This window comes from Actinomycetota bacterium, assembly GCA_040757835.1.
In the GTDB taxonomy this organism is placed as follows: Bacteria; Actinomycetota; Geothermincolia; order Geothermincolales; family RBG-13-55-18; genus SURF-21.
Genome location: JBFLWJ010000009.1, coordinates 54,150 through 72,149, shown reverse-complemented (window position 1 = coordinate 72,149; position 18,000 = coordinate 54,150). Strand labels below are relative to the sequence as shown.

Genomic DNA, 18,000 nt, shown 5'->3' with positions numbered 1-18,000 from the left:
GGCCGGGTTTCCTGTTCGAAAACCCGGCCGAAAACCCCTGTTTTTCTATTCGACCGTCACGCTCTCGGGGAGTTTTCTGGTGAGGATATCCGAGGCCTCCTCCACCATCTCCTCGAGCACCTGGGCGGCAGGCTTGATCTCCTTGATGATGCCGGAGACCTGCCCGGCGAAACCGCCGATATACTCGTCCATCTCGGCCTTGATGAAGGGGCTGAGCAGGGCCGAGGCGATGAGCATCTGCAGGGGGAAGGGCAGGGGCGACAGTCCCGACTCCTCCCACATGGCCATGAACTGGCTCTGGATGGAGCGCAGGGTCTTGCCGGTGAACATGGTGCTCACCTTGGTGGACTCGTCGGTGGCCTCGACGATGTGGCGCTTGACGGATTCGGGGGCTCCACCCTCGACGGTGGCGAGGAAACGCGTCCCCACCCAGACGCCCACGCAGCCCATGGCCAGAGATGCCGCCAGGCCGCGCCCGTCGCCGATACCCCCGGCCGCGAGCACCGGGACCGGGTAGGCGGCGTCGATGCAGCCGGGTACCAGGGCCATGGTGCCGATCCTGCCGGTATGCCCGCCGCCCTCGTGTCCCTGTGCCACCAGCAGGTCGATGCCCGAGTCGGCCATGCGTTTGGCGTTCTTGGTGTTGCCGGTGATGGCCAGGACCTTGATGCCGTTGGCATGGGCCTCCTCCACCATGAAGCCGGGGTTGCCCAGGCCCGCGGCGAAGAGGGGGATCTTCTCCTCGATGCACACCTTCACCGCCTCATGGGGCATGGTGGTGGTGGAGTTCATCTTGACCATGATCTCGACCTCGGGCAGGTTCAGGTCCGTCCTCACCTTGGCGATGAAGTCTTGGTGCGACTGGGGCAGGCTCTTCAGCAGGTCCTCCAGGGGCACCTCCCCAGGTCCCCCGGTGTCGGGCAGTTCCGTGAGGTTCTTGGGCAGCAGCAGGTCCACCCCGAAGGGCTTGTCGGTGCGGGACTTTATCTCGCGTATAGCGTCTCGCATCTCGTCGATGGAGTAGCCGCTGGCCCCAAGAACGCCCATGCCGCCCGCCTCCGAGACCGCCACCACCAGGTCCACCGGTGCCCCGGTCTCCTCGCCGAGGAGGTTGGGCCCCATGCCCGCGCTGAGGATGGGATACTCGATGCCCAGCATGTCGCACAGCTTGGTCCGGAGAACTCGTTTACCCATGATTACCCCTTTCGTCCGATAACAGGAGATCACACTGCAGTGTTATCGCGTGGCGCAGGTCCCTCCCCGCTGGCCGTTTCCAACCTATTATAATCCGGTACAAGCTCGACCTGAAGTCAATAATGGGTACGCGGCATATATCCCGGCGGCGGACATTCCCGTAGCTCCGCTGATGTCCTCCCCGGAGGGGTTCCGGGTATAATGTCACCTGAGCTGTCGGCTGGAGATGGGCAGGTAATGCCTGGAACGGGGGTAGCACATGTACAAGCTGGATGCTAAGAGGGCGGTCATCACCGGGGCGGCCTCGGGGCTGGGGAGGTCGCTGGCGCTCGCGCTGGCCCGGGAGGGCTGGCGTATCGGCATCGTGGATATCAACGACGCCGGCGCGGCCGGGACCCTGGATATGGTGGAGCGGGCTGGGGGCTCGGGCGAGGTCTTCCATGCCGATGTGGCCGATCCTGAAGAGGTCGCCGCGATGGCCAGCTATTTCTTCGACCGCTGGGGCGGGGTGGACCTGTTCATCAATAACGCCGGGGTGGCTTCCGTGGGGTTTGTGGGCGACATCCCCCTGGAGGACTGGAAATGGGTCTTCGAGGCCAACTTCTGGGGCATGGTCTATGGCTGCCACGAGTTCGTGCCGCGCATGAAGAGACAGGGCGGTGGGCACATCGTAAACGTGGCCTCCTCTGCGGGGCTCCTCGCCAGCCCGGAGATGGGCCCGTACAACACCACCAAGGCCGCGGTGGTCTCCCTCTCCGAGACGCTGCGGGCGGAAGTGTCGCCGCACAACATCGGCATCACGGTGGCCTGCCCCATGTTCTTCAAGACCAACCTCGTCGATACCGCGAGATACTCCGACGAGTGGGAATACAAGTTCTTCAACTGCACCTTCGATAACGCCAGGATGGACGCCGACGAAGTGGCGAAACGGATAATCGCGGCGGTCAAGAAGGACAGGCTCTACGTGGTGCCCCAGCTCCCCGGGAAGATTCTGTGGCTGAACAAGCGGCTGACGCCGGCCGTCTTCCACGACCTCTTCCGTTTTCTCAACCGCCACGGCATGCTGAGGCCGCTCATGTACGCGCTGGCGCGCCTGGGTCTCCTGCAGTGACGGGCGCGAAGGGGAAGGCGATGGAGAGATTAGACGGCAAGAGAGTCGTGATCACCGGGGCGGCTTCGGGGTTGGGGAGAAGCATGGCCCTGGTCCTGGCGCGCAAGGGTTGCAGGATCGGCATCGTGGACATCGATACGGTGGGCGCCGCGGAGACCCTGCGCATGGTCGAGCGGGCGGGCGGCAGCGGCGAGGTATACGAGCTGGACGTCTCGCAACCGGACAAGGTCGAGGCCATGGCGGAACACTTCTTCACGAGCTGGGGCGGCGTGGACCTGCTGGTCAACAACGCCGGGGTGGTCGTGACCGGGTGCGTGGGCGACATCCTTCTTGATGACTGGGAGTGGCTCTTCGGAGTGAATTTCTGGGGTATGCTCTACGGCTGTCACTCTTTCATCCCGCGCATGAAGAAGCAGGGCGGGGGTCACATACTCAATGTCGCCTCCGAGGGGGGGATCATCTTCCTGCCCTGGATGGCGCCCTACAACACCAGCAAGGCCGGCATCGTATCTCTCAGCATGACCCTCAAAGCGGAACTGGCCCCGGAAGGGATCGGGGTGACTGTGCTCTGCCCCGCGTTCTTCAATACCCACCTCCTGGACAACATGAGATGCGGAGAGGCATTCGAGGCCGAGTTCGCCCATGCCACTTTCGAGCATGCCAGGATGACCGCCGACGAGGTGGCTGAGGCGGCTGTCAGGGCGGTGGAGAAGGGCAGGCTCTTCTGCGTGCCGCAACCATCCGCCAAGATCGGATGGGCTCTTGAGCGCCTGAATCCCGGCCTGTTCCAGGCTTGCCTGGCCGCCCTCATCAGGCAGCCGTGGAGCAAACCCCTGTTCATGTGGATGGCCGGTAAGGGCCTGCTGCAATAATGTACAGGATAACCGTCATCGGCGGGGCGGGGGACATGGCGCAAGTGGCGGCGAGGACCTTCCTCTCCCAGATAGGCGATGCACGCCTGGTGCTGGCCGACTACGACCTGGCAAAGGCGGAGAAAGTGGCCGCCTCGTATGGATCTCCGGAAGTGGAAGCCGTCTATGTGGACATCTACGACCCGGCTGTATTGCGCGAGGTGATCAGGGGGAGCGACCTCGTGGCCAACTGCACCGGTCCCTACTACCGCACCGGCCGTCCGGTGGTGGAGGCCTGCATGGACGAAAAGGTGGACTATATAGACCTGGGTGATGACGAGGATTCAGCCTTGGAGCTGCTGGCCTTGCACGAACAGGTCGAAAAGGCGGGCATCACCGCCCTCATCTGTTGCGGGGTGGCGCCGGGACTGGTCAATGTCGTTGCGCGCGCATGCGCCCAGCAATTGGACGAGGTGGAAAATATCGACCTCGCCTGGGTGACCGGCTCCACGCCGCCCGAGGAGGGTAAGGAGAAGGGCGGGGCCGCGGTCTTCGAGCACATGGTGCACGCCTGCATGGGCATGTGCGGCACCATAAGGGACGGCAGGCGCGTGGAGATACCTTCTTTCCGCATCGGGCACGTCCTGGACTTTCCCGAGCCCCTGGGTTCCTACATGCTCTTCGAGCTGGGGCATGCGGAGGTAGCCACCATGCCCCGCTATTTCCCGGGCGTGAAGACGGTGCGCACCATGGGCTCCCTCTATCCGCCCTGCTTCAACGGCGTCTTCCGCGGCATCTCCGACGCTGTCAACAAGGGCAAGGTGGATATGAAGGACGCGGTCCGGTTCCTGCTGGCCTTGGACGCGGGAGAGAGCCCGCGCGGCACCAGGCTTTACCTGAGCGTGTTCGGAGGGGTGGTCTCGCAGCTCTGGCGCCGGGAACTGAAGGCACGTGAGTTTGTCGCCTTCCTCAAGGAGGTGGCGGGCAAGCGTTCCGGTTTCTCAATAGGAGGAGTGATGGTGGCGGTGGAAGGGGTGAAGGACGGCAGGAGGCTGCGCGTACAGGCGGTCAACGCCGGCTACCAGGGAGGCCCGGATGGGGGTTTCGACATGGACGACTGGACCGGCACCCCCCTGGCGGTCTTCGCCTCCATGCTCCTGGACGGGTCGATAGCGGAAAAGGGGGTCATGTCACCGGAGGCCTGCGTCGACCCGGAGGAGTTCACCCGACGCATGGCCGCAGCCATGCCCATCGCCGCGGAGGCCCTGCAGGTCGAAGTCACGGGGGCAGGCACTCCCTGAAACCGGTCAATGTGTTTTCAGCCCATCACTGCAAGAATGTCTGCGATGGCTCACAAGAATGTCTCTCTCTACCGCACCCGGGGGCTTGTCTTCAAGCGCCTGGTCCCCCCCCCGTCGTGTTGTTCATCGCCGCAGTTGCCATTGTTATACCGGTAACGCCGGCTTTATGCGCCTGGAGCGGTGGGCATGATGTCATGGGGAGTGAAGGAGCCAGCACCACCTGGTTCTTCGCCGAGGGCTGCTCCCGCGACGGCTTCGATACCTGGCTGTGCCTGCAGAACCCCACTGGCGAGGCGGCCGTCTGCGATATCCGCTACTACTGCGGCGACGGTGCGGTGGAGGCGAGGCCGGGCATAACCCTGGAGCCCCACTCCCGCGCGACCATCCCCGTGCACGAGCCCGGCCTGGGCCCGGGACGCGCCAACAACCCCCACGGCGACTTCTCCATCGCCGTCTTCTCGACCAACGGCGTGCCCATCGTGGCCGAGCGCCCCATGTACTTCCGCTACCGCAGCAGCCAGCCCGAGTGGCGATGCGTCGACCGCGACCAGCTGGTGCTCTCCCTGGGGCTCGCGGAGATATTCAACGGCGACACCTCGCTCAGGCGCATCGCCCTAACCTTCGACGCGGAGGGCGACCGCGCCGCTACCGTCGCCATCCTGGATGCGCTCAAGGCATGCGACGCGCACTGCACCTTCTTTGTGCTGGGGACCTTCGCGGACTCGAATCTGGACCTGGTGAGGCGCATGGCCGACGAGGGGCACGAAGTGGCCAGCCACTCCTACGACCACCGCGAGTTCACCGGCATCTCTGCGCAGAAGCGCTACGAGGAGATCGTCACGTCCGGCGTCGCCATCTCCCGGATAACAGGCTACTCCCCGCGCCCTACTTCCGCTTCCCCTACGGGTCCCGCAATGCCTCCGCCCTCGCCCAGCTCAACTCCCTGGGCTACATCAGCGTCTACTGGAACATCGACTCCCATGACTACACCGGCATATCCGCGAGCGCCCTCTACGCGCACATTATGGCCAGGGCTCGACCCGGGGCCATCGTGGTCATGCATGCGGTCAGTGCCTCTCAGAAGACGGCAGCCCTGCCCCCTCTCATCCGCGACTTGCGCGCCTCCGGCCTCGAGCCGGTGACCATCACCGAGACCATCATCACGGACGACTGAGGTCCTGCCCGGGAGGAAGTCCGCTCATTTGCCGTCCGCAAGAAGTGGCAGGACAGCGCCGACGAGGCGGGAAGAATATCAATGAGGCTTCCTGGTCCAAATCCTGGATACAGGGGATACCCGATGAAGAGGAGCATCGACGCACATGAGCCTGGTCAAGGGCACGGGTACGGCCATAGCCATGGCACCACCGACCCCCTGATCCTTTCCACCCGGCGGGGGATCCAGGCGGTGAAATGGTCGCTGCTGGTGCTGCTCATCACCGGCATCGTCCAGGTCGCCGTGGTACTGCTCTCGGGCAGTGTGGCGCTGCTCGCCGACACCATACACAACTTCGGGGATGCCTTTACCGCCGTGCCGCTCTGGATCGCCTTTCACCTGGGGCGGCGGCGCCCCACCCGACGTTTCACCTACGGCCTGGGGAGGCTGGAAGACCTGGCGGGAGTGCTCATCGTGCTCATCATCCTGGGCAGCGCCGCCTTCGCGGCCTACGAGGCCATCGACCGTATCCTCAATCCCCGGGACATCACCAACCTGTGGGCGGTGGCGGTCGCCGCCGTGGTCGGTTTCGTGGGCAACGAGGGAGTAGCCCTGTTCCGCGTCAGGGTGGGCAGGGAGATCGGCAGCGCGGCACTGGTCGCCGACGGCTACCATGCGCGCGTGGACGGCCTCACGAGCCTGGGGGTCCTCGCCGGGGCTATCGGGGTCTGGCTCGGCTTTCGCCTGGCGGATCCCATCGTGGGGCTGATCATCTCCGCGGCCATCCTGCGCATCGTCTGGCAGTCGGGGAGGGCGGTCTTCATCCGGCTCCTCGACGGGGTGGACCCGGAGGTAACAGGCGAGATCGCTCTCACCGTCTCTCATGTCCCCGGCGTGAGGGAGGTGACGGGAGTGCGGGTGAGATGGCTGGGCCACCGCATGCACGCGGAGCTCAACCTGAGCGTGTGCGCGGACCTCACGGTGGAGGAGGGACACGACATCGCCATCGAGGCCCGCCACCAGCTCCTCCACCACCTGAAATACCTCTCCGACGCCACCATCCATGTCGATCCCGAACATGCCTCGGGAGGGGAGTTCCACTGCTTTGGCGGCCATGCGCATGATGATCTGCCGCCGCATTCCCACTGAATTTCTTCATTCCCTCGAAGGCAACCAGGTTTTAGCTGCATATTTACCTTCAGAGAACAATGAAATAGATGCACTATTGACATTAATACAATAGTGAATAATACTCTATATAGGATATGGTCCAATCCGTTGGTTCGAAGGAAGGTGAGGAGAATGTTTTTCGGGTCATCACACGGGGAAGGGGATTGTGGCTGTGGAGGTCACCATGGCGAGGATCTCCATCATGGCGAGGGCCTTCACCCCGGCCACATGCACATGGCACGCATGATAGCCGACCGCTGCAGCTGCGGTCCGGACATCAGCAGGCGGTTCATCAGGCCCATACTAATGCTCCTGCTGGCGGAGGAGCCGGTGCACGGATACGAGCTCATGGGGCGGCTCAAGGAATTCGGCGTCGGCCAGAGCGGCATGGACCCCTCGCTGCTCTACCGCCTGCTGCGCCACCTGGAGAGGGGAGGCCTGGCCGAGAGCAGCCTGGACGACAGCGGCTCCGGACCCGCCCGCAAGGTCTACCGCCTGACCCCCGAGGGGATGGAGGTGCTGGACATGTGGGCGGCCAACCTCGACGAGGTATCGACCCTCCTGCAGAAGTTCAAGCAGCGCTACGGCAGCCTGGCGAAATAGCTCGCCCTTTTCGTGCTGCGCCTTTCACTTTGCCAAGCCCGCCCCGCGGATATCGGGGCGGGCTTTGCGGCGATCCCCGGGATGTGCCCGCAATGCGTGAAGCCCGTGGGCCGAAGGCCGGGAGGGGCGAACCCGGCGAGCGGGATCTTTAGCATCGGGACCGTGCCATGCCATGTTGACAACGGTGTGTCCGCGGGCAGAATAGTTATGGATAACCGGAAAGGCCGAGGCGGGGAGCCCCGCCGGCGATGAACACGTGGAGGTGCCGAGATGGCGGATTGGGTATGCAAGAAGTGCGGCTACGTCAGGGATTCCCGCTGCAAGCCGAAGAAATGCCCCAATTGCGACGGGCCGGGCCCGTTCGAGAAGAAGGAAGAAGACGCCAAGAAGAAGTAGCGCGCGACCGGCGCGGCCAACCTGTATCGCGGCGATGGATCTCTACAAGAGAGGCCTCCACCTCGAGTATTTCACCATCGGGTACAACATAGCCGAAGCCGCGCTTTGTCGGCGCCACCTTCTTCATCCTGGCCCTCTACGTCTTCCATGAATCAGTGACCAAGCTGCTGTACGAGGAGATCCCCGAGGCCTCTCTGCCGGGGATCATCCTCGCCCTGGTCTCCCTGGCCTTCATGCCCTTCCTGGCCAGGATGAAGAACGACACCGGCAAACGCATCGGGAGCAGGGCGCTGATCGCGGACTCCAGGGAGACCCTGGCCTGCGCTTTCCTGTCCCTGGCCCTCCTCCTGGGGCTGGGAGCGAACTACCTCTTCGGCTTCTGGCAGGCCGATCCCATCGCCGGCATGGTCATCGTCGTCTTCCTCCTGCGCGAGGGCTTTGAGGTGTGGGAGGAGGCCGTTGAAGACGGTGACGATGAGGAGGATTAAAGCAGCTCCACGACAGGCAACGACTCGAGACGACTGCCGCCTTCCGGCAGCCCCCCCACCCCCTGGATATGAGCCAGCTCATTTACCATATATTGTCATGGGGCTATTATTTTGAATTGAAGGAGAAGACTGAAGGGCCGGAATGGGCCGGCCATAAAATGCCTTGTAAACGAGGAAACGAGCGAAGATCGGCTCTAAGGGAGACGATCGAGGAGATGAGGGAGTGCGGCTGCCGCGAAGGATGAAAGAGAGAAAGAGGCGGAGCCTCGAGGGCGGCGTCCTAAACAGGACTCGATAACGAGTTGAACCCTTGAGGTTTGAGGTCTGGAGTCTGAAACCTCGAGGTTCCGCGGCGCCAGGGATGAGCAGAATCCGCACTCTCCGTAAGACGACCCGAAGGGAGGTGTGAGAGATGGCTATCATGAGATGGAACGCATCGTTCCCGTCGCTGGTCAGGGAGTGGTTCCCGCGGAGCCTGCTGCTGGGAGACCTGGCCGAGTTCCGGCTCCCGGCTGCGCGTTATCTGCCCAGCATGGATGTGTACACCGACGGGGGTGATCTATTGATCAAGATGGAGCTTCCGGAGTTCAAGTCTGAAGAGGTGGAGATCGACCTCGAGGATTCCTGCCTGACCATCTCGGGCAGGCACGAGCATGAGGAGAAGATCGAGGAGAAGGACTATTACCGGAGAGAGCGCTATGCCGGCACCTTCACTCGCACCGTGCCGCTGCCGCGAGAGGTGAAGGAAGAGGACATCGCGGCCAACCTCAAGGACGGAGTCCTGGAAGTCCGCGTGGCGGGAGCCGTCGCCGGGGAGGTAACGGAAAAGAAGAAAATACCCATTGCCTCCTCGTAAGGGATGCTCGGGACTACGGCTCGCGATGGCTGGCGCGGACCTTCACAGGAAGGTCCGCGCTTTCCATTGTGGGTGCCCGCGTCGGAACTCGGAAGGCCCATCATCCAGGACGCAAGGCCCGCGGCCACGCCCCCGCTCGTTGCCCCTACCACAACAGCGATTTCGCGAAGCCCTCGTACATGCCCTCGGCCACCAGCTTGCCGGTGAGGGCGGAGAAGACGATGCCCCCGGGCCAGATGGCGTAGTGGCCGGCAAGGTAGAGGTTGTCGAGGGGCGTCTTGAACTGCGCGAAGCGACCGAAAAGCGGGGTCTGGTACATGTCGTAGGACCAGCCCATGATGGAGCCCTGCGGGTTCAGGGTGAAGCGGGAGAGCGTGCGCGGCGTCGCCAGCTCCTTGTATTCCAGCTTGTCGCGCAGGCCGGGCAGGACGTACTCCGTGTCCTCGATGACATCGTCCAGGACCCGTTCCTTCAATCTCCGGTAAGCGTCGTTGCGGGCCATGGGATCGGACGAGCCGGTGCCCCACCCGTTCATCCAGTCGTAGGGCACGGGGACCTGCACGATCATGGAGTTCTTGCCTTCCGGGGCCAGGCTCTTGTCGTGCATGGAGCACCAGCTGAGCATGGCCCAGCCCTTGCGGTGCAGGTCGGGGTCGTAGATGTCGCAGGGGACGTCGTACGTCCTCCAGTAGATGGTATGATGGGTCTTCATAGTCCTGGCCAGCTCCCCGTCGGACATGTCCAGGCCCAGGAAAGCGGTGATCACCGATACGCTCACCGGGCCGCTTTTTATCCTTTCCCGGAACTTCGCGGGCAGCAGTGAGGGTTCGATCATCTGCGTGACCAGCCGCTTGGGATTGCCGGTGTTCACGATCTTCTCCGCGCGGTACTGTTCGCCGTCTGCGGTCTCCACCCCCACGGCCGTGCTTCCCTCGCTCAGTATCCTGTCGACGGTGCAGGAGAGCCTTATCTCTCCGCCCTTCTCTTTGAACGAATCGGCCAGCATGTCCGCCAGTGCAACCAGGCCACCTTTGGGGTAGGTGTAGTCGTAGAGGAAGCTGTACCAGAAGGCATAGTACATGAAGAGCAGCATGTTCTTATCGCCGAATTCCCCGAAGAGGAAGGCCAGCCGCGGGTCGCGGAAGATCTCCCGCCCCTTCTCGCTGCCCGGCTTCCTCAGGGTCTCGGGCATGAGCTTGAGCATGGGGAAACCCACTTTGGACATCTTGGCCATGAGGCGGTACTTGTCGGCGCCCCGCGGCAGCAGCGGGAAGGGGGTGCCGCCCATGAGGTCCCTCATCATGTTGCATCCCGGCTCGATGAAATCGAACCACTTATCGATATCGGCCCCGGACTCCGGGAAGGCGCTCTTGAAGTCGCCCCGTATCTGCTCGAAGTCGCGCAGGACCACGTCGCAGTCGGGCGTCATCCAGCGCCAGTCCGCCTGGTCCCATTCGGCCGGATCGAAGATCCCCAGGTCCTCGAGGATGGGGAAGAGTATGCCCACGTTCTCCGTGGACTGCGAGCCGGCATCGAAGAAGAAGCCCTTGCGGCGGATGCCCTGGATGTTCCCCCCCACCATCTTGCCGTGCTCCAGGATCAGGACCTTCTTGCCCTTGCGCACCAGGTAGTTCCCGCAGACGAGGCCGGCCACGCCGGCGCCGATGATGACCACATCGTATCTGTTCCCGGCCATGCTAGTCCTCCTTCACCGCTGAGAGATATCAGCTGAAATCCTTCTCGATGAGGTCTCCCGCTACCACGCCCGAACCTATGGTGGGGGCGATGCCGCCTCCCAGGTGGGTGGAGGCCCCGGTGAGGTACAGGCCCTTCACCGCCCGCGAGCGCGTGCCCGGGCGGAAGGCCGCCGAGCAGGTGACGTCGCTCTGCAGTCCGTATACGGCGCCCCGGGGATGTCGCAGCATCCTCTCGAAGTCCTTGGGCGTGTTGACCCTGGCCGTCACCACGTGGTCGCGGAGATTGAGGCCGAAGTTCCGCTCCAGGACGTCGAGCTGCTTCTCAAGGTAGGGCTCCTTGATCACGTCCCAGTCGCCCTCCGAGGGCTCGTAGGGGGCGAAGGCGATCATGTTCAGGATGTGGTGCCCCTCCGGAGCCAGCGAGGGGTCGGCGTGGGTGGGCCAGGAGATGAGCCCGGCACCGAAAGCGGGTATGCGGTTGTTCAGGTACTCGTCGAACCAGATGCTGTTCATGTTGTCCAGGGTGGAGTAGGGGATGGTGTGATGGGCGTCGAGGTCGGGCCTGGTGTCCAGGCCCAGCATGATCATGGGCGAGGGCATGGAGACCTCGTAACTCTTGATGGCCCGCTTCGCCCAGGTGGGGAGGTTCTCCTCTCCCACCAGTTCGAGGTAGAGCGTCTTGGCGTTGATGTTCGAGACCACCATGCGCGACCTTATCTGGGTGCCGTCCTCCAGCTCGACGCCGCAGGCGCGCCTGCCGTCCAGAAGGACCCTCTTCACGGTGGCGTTGAACCTTATCTCTCCCCCGAAATCCTCGCAGGCCCTGGCGATGCCCTGGGGTATGGCGATCATGCCTCCCCGGGGATAGAAGACCCCCTCGTGCTCGGAATAGGCGAGGAAGGCCACGTATCCCGGGCAGAGGGCCGGAGGCAAGCCGATGAAGTAGGACTGCAGGCTCATGGAGGCCCTGACGGTGTCGTTTTTGAAGAAGCTGCACAGGGTGGACTCGAAATTGAGGACGAAATACTTCATGAACTTCATGAGGGCGGGGTTCTCCATGCCCACCTTCACCATGTTCCGCATGGTCGCCATGGGCTTGGCCATGACGTTGCCGAAGGCCTTCCTCACCGCTTCCGAGCTTACCTTCGCGAAGCGGTCCCAGGCCCGCGCATCCTCCTCCGACAGGCTCGCGATGACCTCGCGGGTCCCCGCGACATCCACGGGATAGGAGAAACGCCGCCCGTCGGCGGTGATGAAGCCGTAGATGGGGTCGATAGGTATGAAGTCGATAAAGTCGGAGGTCTTCTTTCCCATGCGCTCGAAGAGTTCATCGATGACCCATTCCAGCTCCACCACGCTGGCGCCGATGTCGAAACGGTAACCCTCGTGGTCGTAGGACGAGCAGCAGCCTCCCACCCGGGAGGTGTTCTCGCACACCAGGGTCTTTAACCCCTTCTGCGCCAGCATGGCGGCACAGGACAGTCCCCCGAGGCCCGCTCCTATCACGATGGCGTCGTAATCCATGGCCCTGCACTCTCCCTTCGCGACAGAGATCGAGTTCCTCAATTCACGATAGTAACACCGTGGATGAATATTAGCTAGCGCAATTGACTGTAAAGTCACAGCAACTCACCGCAAGGGGGAAGAAACGCGGTCTCACGCCTCTTTCGCGGGGATGGATCCAGCTCTACCGCGACCTGGCCTGGACGGGGGATCATCGGCATGAAGGCGAGCCCCAGGCGGGGGGCAGCTCCCTGCCGCGGGAATACGGTGTTAATATGGCAGGCCCGCCTGACGATAAAATGATGAAGGGCGAAATGCATGCAACTCCGGCGATCATCGCGTACACAAACCATAAGTTGCTATCCGGCTATCAGTCTTGCCTGGGTGAGGATATTGAAGGACGAGGACAGGTCGAAGGGCAAGTTCCTCTCCGAGTTGGAGGAACTGGTAGAGGACCGTACCCTGCAGCTTATGATGACCAATGAGAGGCTGCAGAACGAGATCGACGAGCGCATCCGCATCGAGGAGGAACTCCGCGCCCGCAACGCCGAGCTGGAGGCCTTCGCGCACACCATCTCCCATGATCTGCGCAGCACCGTTTCCGTGATCGAGGGTTACGCCCAGGTTGCGCTGGAGGGCAGGGACGAGCTGTTGCAGGAGTGCCTGGAGAAGATCGTCCACCTGGCCCACCGCATGGACGACTTCATCGCTTCGCTGCTCGCATATTCGGAGGCGGGCCGTCCGGAGGGGAAGCCGGAGGCGGTGGATCCCGGTGAGATCCTGAACGAGATTGTGGCGGAGAGGGAGGCCGAGATACGCGCCAGGAAGGTGAGGGTGAAGATAGAGGAAGGGTTGCCGGTAGTGCGGGTGGATCCCTTGAGGCTGCAGCAGGTCTATCGCAACCTGGTGGATAACGCGCTCAAGTATATGGGAGACAACCCCGAACCCGTGGTCGCTTGTGGCGCCGATGCGCGCGAGGGCGACGTGGTCTTTTATGTCGAGGACAACGGCATCGGCATCGAAGAGGGCGAGCATGCCAGGATCTTCGAGCCCTTCTGGCGGCTGAGTAGCGAATATCACCACGGACTGGGCATCGGCCTCTCCACGGTAAAGCGCGCGGTCGAAGGCTGGGGGGGAGAGGTGTGGGTGGAATCGGCTCCCGGAGAGGGCTCCACCTTCTTTTTCTCCGTCCCCATCGGTGGCGCCTCATCCCACCTGTGAGGCGACATGCCCCAAAGACTATATTCCAAGCCGAGGTCGGCGATGTGCAACCTTCTCCCCGGGGACGGACACGAAGAGGGCCACGAACAGGGCGACCATGACGCAGGCGGAGCCCGCGATCAGCAGCGCGGTCTGCACGGAAAGGGCATCGGAGAGGACCCCGAGCAGCATGCCCCCGAGGGGGAAGACGCCGATGTATGCCACCACCCACATGCTCGATACCCGCCCCTGTATACCGGGGCTGACGTTCCCCTGCAGGGCGGCCCCCGCCCCCGTGTTGCAGACGAGGAAGCTGCCCCCGGCGCCCGCGGCGAGGAGGCAGGAGAGCCAGTAGGTGCGCGAGAAGGAGAAAGCGATGAGGAAGAGCGCGGTGGAGAGCGCGCCCAAGCCCATCATCGTCTTGAGCCTGACCTTGTTCTTCAGCAGTGAGACGGCGGCCATGCCGGCGAGCGCCCCCAGTCCCGTCATGCCCATGAGGAGACCGTAGTAGCGGTCGTCCACCAGCAGGACCTGTGAGCAGACCGATGGGATCAGTACGATGAAGGAGAAGCCGAAGAAGGAGAGGCCCGCTACGGTGGCGAGCACCCTGGCGATCCAGGGGTCCTCGCGCACGTATCTGAAGCCAGCGACGACGCTCCGCCCCATGCCCTCACGGCGCGGCTCGGGCGGCGGCAGCTCGGCTCCGGAGAGCATGATGAGGAGCATGAAAGCGCCGAAGGTAAGGGCGTTCAGGTAGAAGGGCACGTAGTCGCTGGTGGCCACGAGAAGCAGCCCGGCGATTATCGGCCCGATGAAGCGGGCCAGGTTGAACTGCACGTTGTTCAGGGTCACCGCGCTCAGGATGTTCTCCCGGGTCACCAGAAAGGGGATGGTGGATACCCAGGCGGAGACGAAGATGGCGTAGGCCACGCCCGAGATCCCCAGAAAGACGATGAGCGTGAGGTCGTGGATTGAGGTGTGGATGCACACTCCGATCATGATGGAACAGAGCATCATCACCGCCTGGCAGGCCAGGATGAGCCGCCTCCGGTCTAGGCGGTCGGAGATGGCTCCCGCGAAAAGGCCCAGGAAGAGGCAGGGTATCCAGGAGACCATGTTGGTGAAACCGACCAGGGAATCACTGCCTTCCGCCCTCACGAACCAGAGGACGGCGGTCATCTGCAGCCAGCTGCCCACGCTCGAGATGAAAGCTCCGGACCAGTACATGCGGAAACCGCGGGACGAAAGGGCGCTCAGGACGCCGTGCCGCAGTTCTTGCTCTGCGTTCCCGCCGCCCGACATGATGTCCCGCTGCCGCCTGGACCGCATCTGCCGCAGTGTCTCCTCTCGCTGTCCTCCCATGGACGCCCCGTACCATACTACCCCCTGCCGGGGCCGCCTGTAACGTTTCGCATCTTCCACGGGCCGGAAACGTTAGAGAGCCGTGCTTCCAGTGCGCGAGGTGCGGCCGCAAATAGGGATAGGCATGTCAGGGGTCGGAGGAGGAGGGGTTTCGATGGCGGATGTCACGGCTGCCGGTCCGCCGTCTCCATGTAGACCTGGCCGAAGACGGCGGCGTTCACCGACTCCTTGGTGGACCAGTAACCGGGCGACGTACCCTCCCCGTTGGGACGCTCGGAGCCGGTGCGGAAGGCCTGCGCCGCCAGGTCCAGCAGGTCGTCGCCTCCGCCGTAGAGGTAGGCGTAGGTGAGGCAGTCGGCGGAGAGGAGGTGCCAGTTGCAGAGGTTGACCACCCCGAAGGTCTCGTCCGCCACTCCCGCATAGCTCCAGGCGTAAGGAAAACCCTGGTAGCCCTCGGCGCCCGTTCGCCAGCACTGCTCAACCTCGTGCCGCACCAGGTTCACCAGGTAGCCAGCCAGGTTCCCGGTGTCGGGCAGTCCCGACGCCGCCAGCAGGTCCAGGTGGCGCCCCAGGGAGAAGGTGAACATATCCAGAGAGAAGATGGACGTGCCCCCGCCGGCGCCCGCCTGGGGGGAGGCCAGGAAGGGATCGGCGGCACGGTGGGAGTTCGCGATGATCCAGTCGGCGGTGGCCAGGTACTTGCCGTCGCCGCTGGCCGCGTAGGCCTCGCCCATGACGCGCAGGCCGTTGGCGAAGGGGCGGAAGGAATCGCTGCCGTAGTCGTTGTAACCGTCGGCCCAGCCCTCGCCGTTGCCCCTGCCGTAACTGTTCTCGTAACGGTAGCGCATGTTCTCGATGACCTCGAAGGCGGCCTCCCGGGACTCCTCGTAGCCGGTGAGGTAGTAGTGCAGCAACCCACCAGACACCGCGAAACAGAGGTCGGGATGGGGAGCGCCGTAGTTACGGTGGGGGTTCGAGTCGCCCGGCTCGTCGTGGTAGGAGTGGCCGAAGTAGCCCCCGTCCGACCAGTGGTCGATGCCGCCCTCGTAGTGGAGCACGTCCTCGTCGGCCACGTGGCGGCAGGCGGGTACGGCCAGCTCCCACCAGCGGTAGTCGCCGGTGCGCAGGAACTGCAGCAGCATGCCGTAGTCGAAGTCGTACTTGAGGTTCATCTGGCCGGAAGGCGTCTCGTAATCCAGCGGCACGTCCCCGTAGTCGCACCAGCCGTAGAAGTCGTTCTCCTCGATACTGCGCAGGAGCGAGTTGCCGGTGGTGCCGATGGAGGCGTCGAAGGCGGCGCGGTTCTGGTCCTCGTAGGCGGAGAAGGCGGTATCGGAGCCGCGCACCGCCATCCTTCCCAGGGCCCCGCTGCGGGCGTACCATGCGGGGGCGGCCAGGGCGAAGAGGGGCGCGTTCATGGCGGCCATGGTGCCGGCCACTCCCGCCTCGGCGGCGCTGCCGGCATGGAAGTAGAGGAGGACCTCGTGGGTTTTGTGCTCGCCCGGGCGGAAGCGGAAGTCCCCGCCGTACTCCTCCGGGAAGATGGCCAGGCGGATATAGTCCCCTTCCGCATACAGGCCCTTGGGGTGGTTTTGCCAGAACCCCCGCAAGGCCATGGCCAGCCCCTTGCCGCCGCCGGACAGGTCCAGCCAGGGCTGGGCGCGGTCGCCACCGGCTATCTCCGTGCCGCCGCGCCGGGCCTTCCATCCCCTGAAAGAGACGTAGGACTGCGGCCGCGGCGTATGTCCGCGGTGCACGTCCCACCAGGCGGACCCCGAGGAGTCCTGGTAGAGGGAGAGGCCGCTCCCGGGGCCTGAAAAAGCCTCCTTTCCCTCCTCGCCGGGGTCCAGGGTGGCGGTGGGCGAGGGTCCCAAGTCCGGGTACAGTTCGAGATCCAGGCCGGAAAAAGCCCGGCTGCCCGGACAACCGATGTCCCAGCACTGGGGCTGACCCATGGCGTCTGGCTGGGTGGCCTCGTGGTTCTCCAGGGTGTAGAGGACCCGGACGCGGGGAGAGCCGGCATAAAAATGGATGCGGGCCGTATAGTCCAGCAGGGTGCCTCCACCGGAGAAGGCGTGGCTTCCCCGCGCCGTCACCGTCGCCCGCAGCGGTCCGGCGTCTTCGACGGAGAGCTGGGCGGGGGGAGAGAGGCTGGAGCGGAAATCGCGGCCGCCCGAGGATATGGTGAAGCCGTTCTCCTGTGAGGGCGCCAGCAGCGTCCCTGCCCCCGCGAGCTCGACGCTCTCGAAGAGGTCGAAGCCGCCGCGGCCGAGGCGGAAGGTCGCCGCGCCTGTGTCCACGGTGATCCCGGTGGCGTCCTCCATGACATCTATGTGCGGCTGGCTGGAGGGGCGGACCGCGGCCGTCCGCGCTCCCGGCCGCCGCAGGTAATAGGTGGACTCACCGCCCGCCGCGACGCTGGCCGGGAAATCCAGCAACACCCACCTGGCCGGCTTCGAGGTGTCTTCTGGAGCGCCGCCCCAGCGGGCGGTCACCTCCACCTGGCAGGGGACGGGTGAACCGTCGGTGTTGTACAGCCCGATGTCACCGGCCGTGAAAACGGCCATATCGCGGGGAATGGGAACGCCGGAGGTGGTGATCTCACCGTTCCTCGCGACCCCCGCCGTCTCCTTGACGCGCAGCTCCACGTCCCCCGGTTCCACGGCCGGGGTCGTGGCCCCCTCCGCCAGGTACCACACCGGCGCGGGGGAGGTCACCCCCACCGAGTCGTGCCCCCCCGCGCGCCCGTTCCAGTACATGGCCCGCTCGCACACCACCCCGCCGCCCGTGCTGGTGACGGTGGTGGAGACGTCGTAGGTGTCCACGTAGCGGTCGAGGCTGAAGGTACTGCGGGAGCCGCCCGCCACCTCCAACCCCTGCAGTTCCGCTGGCCTGATCTCGCCAGCGGCGGTGTTGAGGGCGAAGTCGACACTCACCGCTTCTTTCCCGGGGTTCTGCACCAGCACCCAGGTCTCGAACTCGCCGGCGGTGGCCCCCTCCGCCAGGTACCACACCGGCGCGGGGGAGGTCACCCCCACCGAGTCGTGCCCCCCCGCGCGCCCGTTCCAGTACATGGCCCGCTCGCACACCACCCCGCCGCCCGTGCTGGTGACGG

Annotated in this window: 14 protein-coding genes and 1 pseudogene; 10 read left to right on the top strand and 5 right to left on the bottom strand. The window is 64.3% G+C overall.

From position 1 onward, the window contains the following. Positions 1–45 precede the first annotated feature (45 nt). A complete protein-coding gene (locus AB1384_09075; GenBank protein ID MEW6554423.1) occupies positions 46–1,194 on the bottom strand; it encodes a nitronate monooxygenase in 1,149 nt (382 codons plus the stop codon). 259 nt (positions 1,195–1,453) lie between these two features. Between AB1384_09075 and AB1384_09070 the strand changes: the two genes are divergently transcribed. The 9 genes and pseudogenes from AB1384_09070 to AB1384_09030 all read left to right on the top strand — a co-directional run bounded on the left by AB1384_09070 (position 1,454) and on the right by AB1384_09030 (position 9,123). Next, the gene (locus AB1384_09070; protein ID MEW6554422.1) at positions 1,454–2,305 is read left to right on the top strand and encodes an SDR family NAD(P)-dependent oxidoreductase; all 852 of its coding nucleotides are present in this window, start codon (positions 1,454–1,456) and stop codon (positions 2,303–2,305) included. Positions 2,306–2,325: 20 nt separating this feature from the next. Next, positions 2,326–3,177 carry an SDR family NAD(P)-dependent oxidoreductase gene (locus AB1384_09065; GenBank protein MEW6554421.1) on the top strand — a complete coding sequence of 284 codons (852 nt, stop codon included), beginning with the start codon at positions 2,326–2,328 and terminating at the stop codon, positions 3,175–3,177. Further along, on the top strand, positions 3,177–4,457 hold the full coding sequence (locus AB1384_09060; protein ID MEW6554420.1) for a saccharopine dehydrogenase NADP-binding domain-containing protein: 1,281 nt from the start codon (positions 3,177–3,179) through the stop codon (positions 4,455–4,457). The genes AB1384_09065 and AB1384_09060 overlap by 1 nt, the downstream gene beginning before the upstream one ends. 194 nt (positions 4,458–4,651) lie before the next feature. Continuing rightward, entirely contained in the window at positions 4,652–5,599 is a 948-nt protein-coding gene (locus AB1384_09055) for a polysaccharide deacetylase family protein (GenBank protein ID MEW6554419.1), read from the top strand. Positions 5,600–5,754: 155 nt separating this feature from the next. Then, positions 5,755–6,759: a cation diffusion facilitator family transporter gene (locus tag AB1384_09050; protein ID MEW6554418.1), complete on the top strand. Its 1,005-nt coding sequence runs from the start codon at positions 5,755–5,757 to the stop codon at positions 6,757–6,759. A 153-nt stretch (positions 6,760–6,912) separates the two neighbouring features. Next, on the top strand, positions 6,913–7,383 hold the full coding sequence (locus tag AB1384_09045) for a helix-turn-helix transcriptional regulator (GenBank protein ID MEW6554417.1): 471 nt from the start codon (positions 6,913–6,915) through the stop codon (positions 7,381–7,383). A gap of 270 nt (positions 7,384–7,653) precedes the next feature. Then, on the top strand, positions 7,654–7,779 hold the full coding sequence (locus AB1384_09040) for an RCKP-type rubredoxin-like domain-containing protein (GenBank protein MEW6554416.1): 126 nt from the start codon (positions 7,654–7,656) through the stop codon (positions 7,777–7,779). Positions 7,780–7,895: 116 nt separating this feature from the next. Further along, positions 7,896–8,267 (top strand): annotated as a pseudogene (locus AB1384_09035) (cation transporter). A gap of 412 nt (positions 8,268–8,679) precedes the next feature. After that, on the top strand, positions 8,680–9,123 hold the full coding sequence (locus tag AB1384_09030; GenBank protein ID MEW6554415.1) for an Hsp20/alpha crystallin family protein: 444 nt from the start codon (positions 8,680–8,682) through the stop codon (positions 9,121–9,123). A gap of 145 nt (positions 9,124–9,268) precedes the next feature. On the opposite strand, the gene AB1384_09025 is transcribed toward AB1384_09030, so the two are convergent. Together AB1384_09025 and AB1384_09020 are read right to left on the bottom strand one after the other, a co-directional pair. Then, positions 9,269–10,819, bottom strand: a complete 1,551-nt coding sequence (locus AB1384_09025; GenBank protein ID MEW6554414.1) for an NAD(P)/FAD-dependent oxidoreductase — start codon at positions 10,817–10,819, stop codon at positions 9,269–9,271. 28 nt (positions 10,820–10,847) lie between these two features. Further along, positions 10,848–12,344, bottom strand: a complete 1,497-nt coding sequence (locus AB1384_09020; GenBank protein ID MEW6554413.1) for an NAD(P)/FAD-dependent oxidoreductase — start codon at positions 12,342–12,344, stop codon at positions 10,848–10,850. A 372-nt stretch (positions 12,345–12,716) separates the two neighbouring features. Here AB1384_09020 and AB1384_09015 point away from each other — a divergent pair, with 372 nt between their 5' ends. Next, positions 12,717–13,544 carry an ATP-binding protein gene (locus AB1384_09015; GenBank protein MEW6554412.1) on the top strand — a complete coding sequence of 276 codons (828 nt, stop codon included), beginning with the start codon at positions 12,717–12,719 and terminating at the stop codon, positions 13,542–13,544. Between the two features lie 18 nt (positions 13,545–13,562). Here AB1384_09015 and AB1384_09010 read toward each other — a convergent pair whose 3' ends face one another. Next, positions 13,563–14,885: an MFS transporter gene (locus tag AB1384_09010; GenBank protein MEW6554411.1), complete on the bottom strand. Its 1,323-nt coding sequence runs from the start codon at positions 14,883–14,885 to the stop codon at positions 13,563–13,565. Between the two features lie 164 nt (positions 14,886–15,049). After that, positions 15,050–18,000, bottom strand: a 2,951-nt coding sequence (locus tag AB1384_09005) for a hypothetical protein (GenBank protein ID MEW6554410.1), incomplete at its 5' end; no start/stop codon positions are given.

Coding starts and splice junctions, on each gene's coding strand:
- AB1384_09075 (MEW6554423.1), bottom strand. CDS start 1,194: ATGGGTAAACGAGTTCTCCGGACCAAGCTGTGCGACATGCTGGGCATC.
- AB1384_09010 (MEW6554411.1), bottom strand. CDS start 14,885: ATGGGAGGACAGCGAGAGGAGACACTGCGGCAGATGCGGTCCAGGCGG.
- AB1384_09070 (MEW6554422.1), top strand. CDS start 1,454: ATGTACAAGCTGGATGCTAAGAGGGCGGTCATCACCGGGGCGGCCTCG.
- AB1384_09030 (MEW6554415.1), top strand. CDS start 8,680: ATGGCTATCATGAGATGGAACGCATCGTTCCCGTCGCTGGTCAGGGAG.
- AB1384_09060 (MEW6554420.1), top strand. CDS start 3,177: ATGTACAGGATAACCGTCATCGGCGGGGCGGGGGACATGGCGCAAGTG.
- AB1384_09045 (MEW6554417.1), top strand. CDS start 6,913: ATGTTTTTCGGGTCATCACACGGGGAAGGGGATTGTGGCTGTGGAGGT.
- AB1384_09065 (MEW6554421.1), top strand. CDS start 2,326: ATGGAGAGATTAGACGGCAAGAGAGTCGTGATCACCGGGGCGGCTTCG.
- AB1384_09040 (MEW6554416.1), top strand. CDS start 7,654: ATGGCGGATTGGGTATGCAAGAAGTGCGGCTACGTCAGGGATTCCCGC.
- AB1384_09050 (MEW6554418.1), top strand. CDS start 5,755: ATGAAGAGGAGCATCGACGCACATGAGCCTGGTCAAGGGCACGGGTAC.
- AB1384_09055 (MEW6554419.1), top strand. CDS start 4,652: ATGGGGAGTGAAGGAGCCAGCACCACCTGGTTCTTCGCCGAGGGCTGC.
- AB1384_09025 (MEW6554414.1), bottom strand. CDS start 10,819: ATGGCCGGGAACAGATACGATGTGGTCATCATCGGCGCCGGCGTGGCC.
- AB1384_09020 (MEW6554413.1), bottom strand. CDS start 12,344: ATGGATTACGACGCCATCGTGATAGGAGCGGGCCTCGGGGGACTGTCC.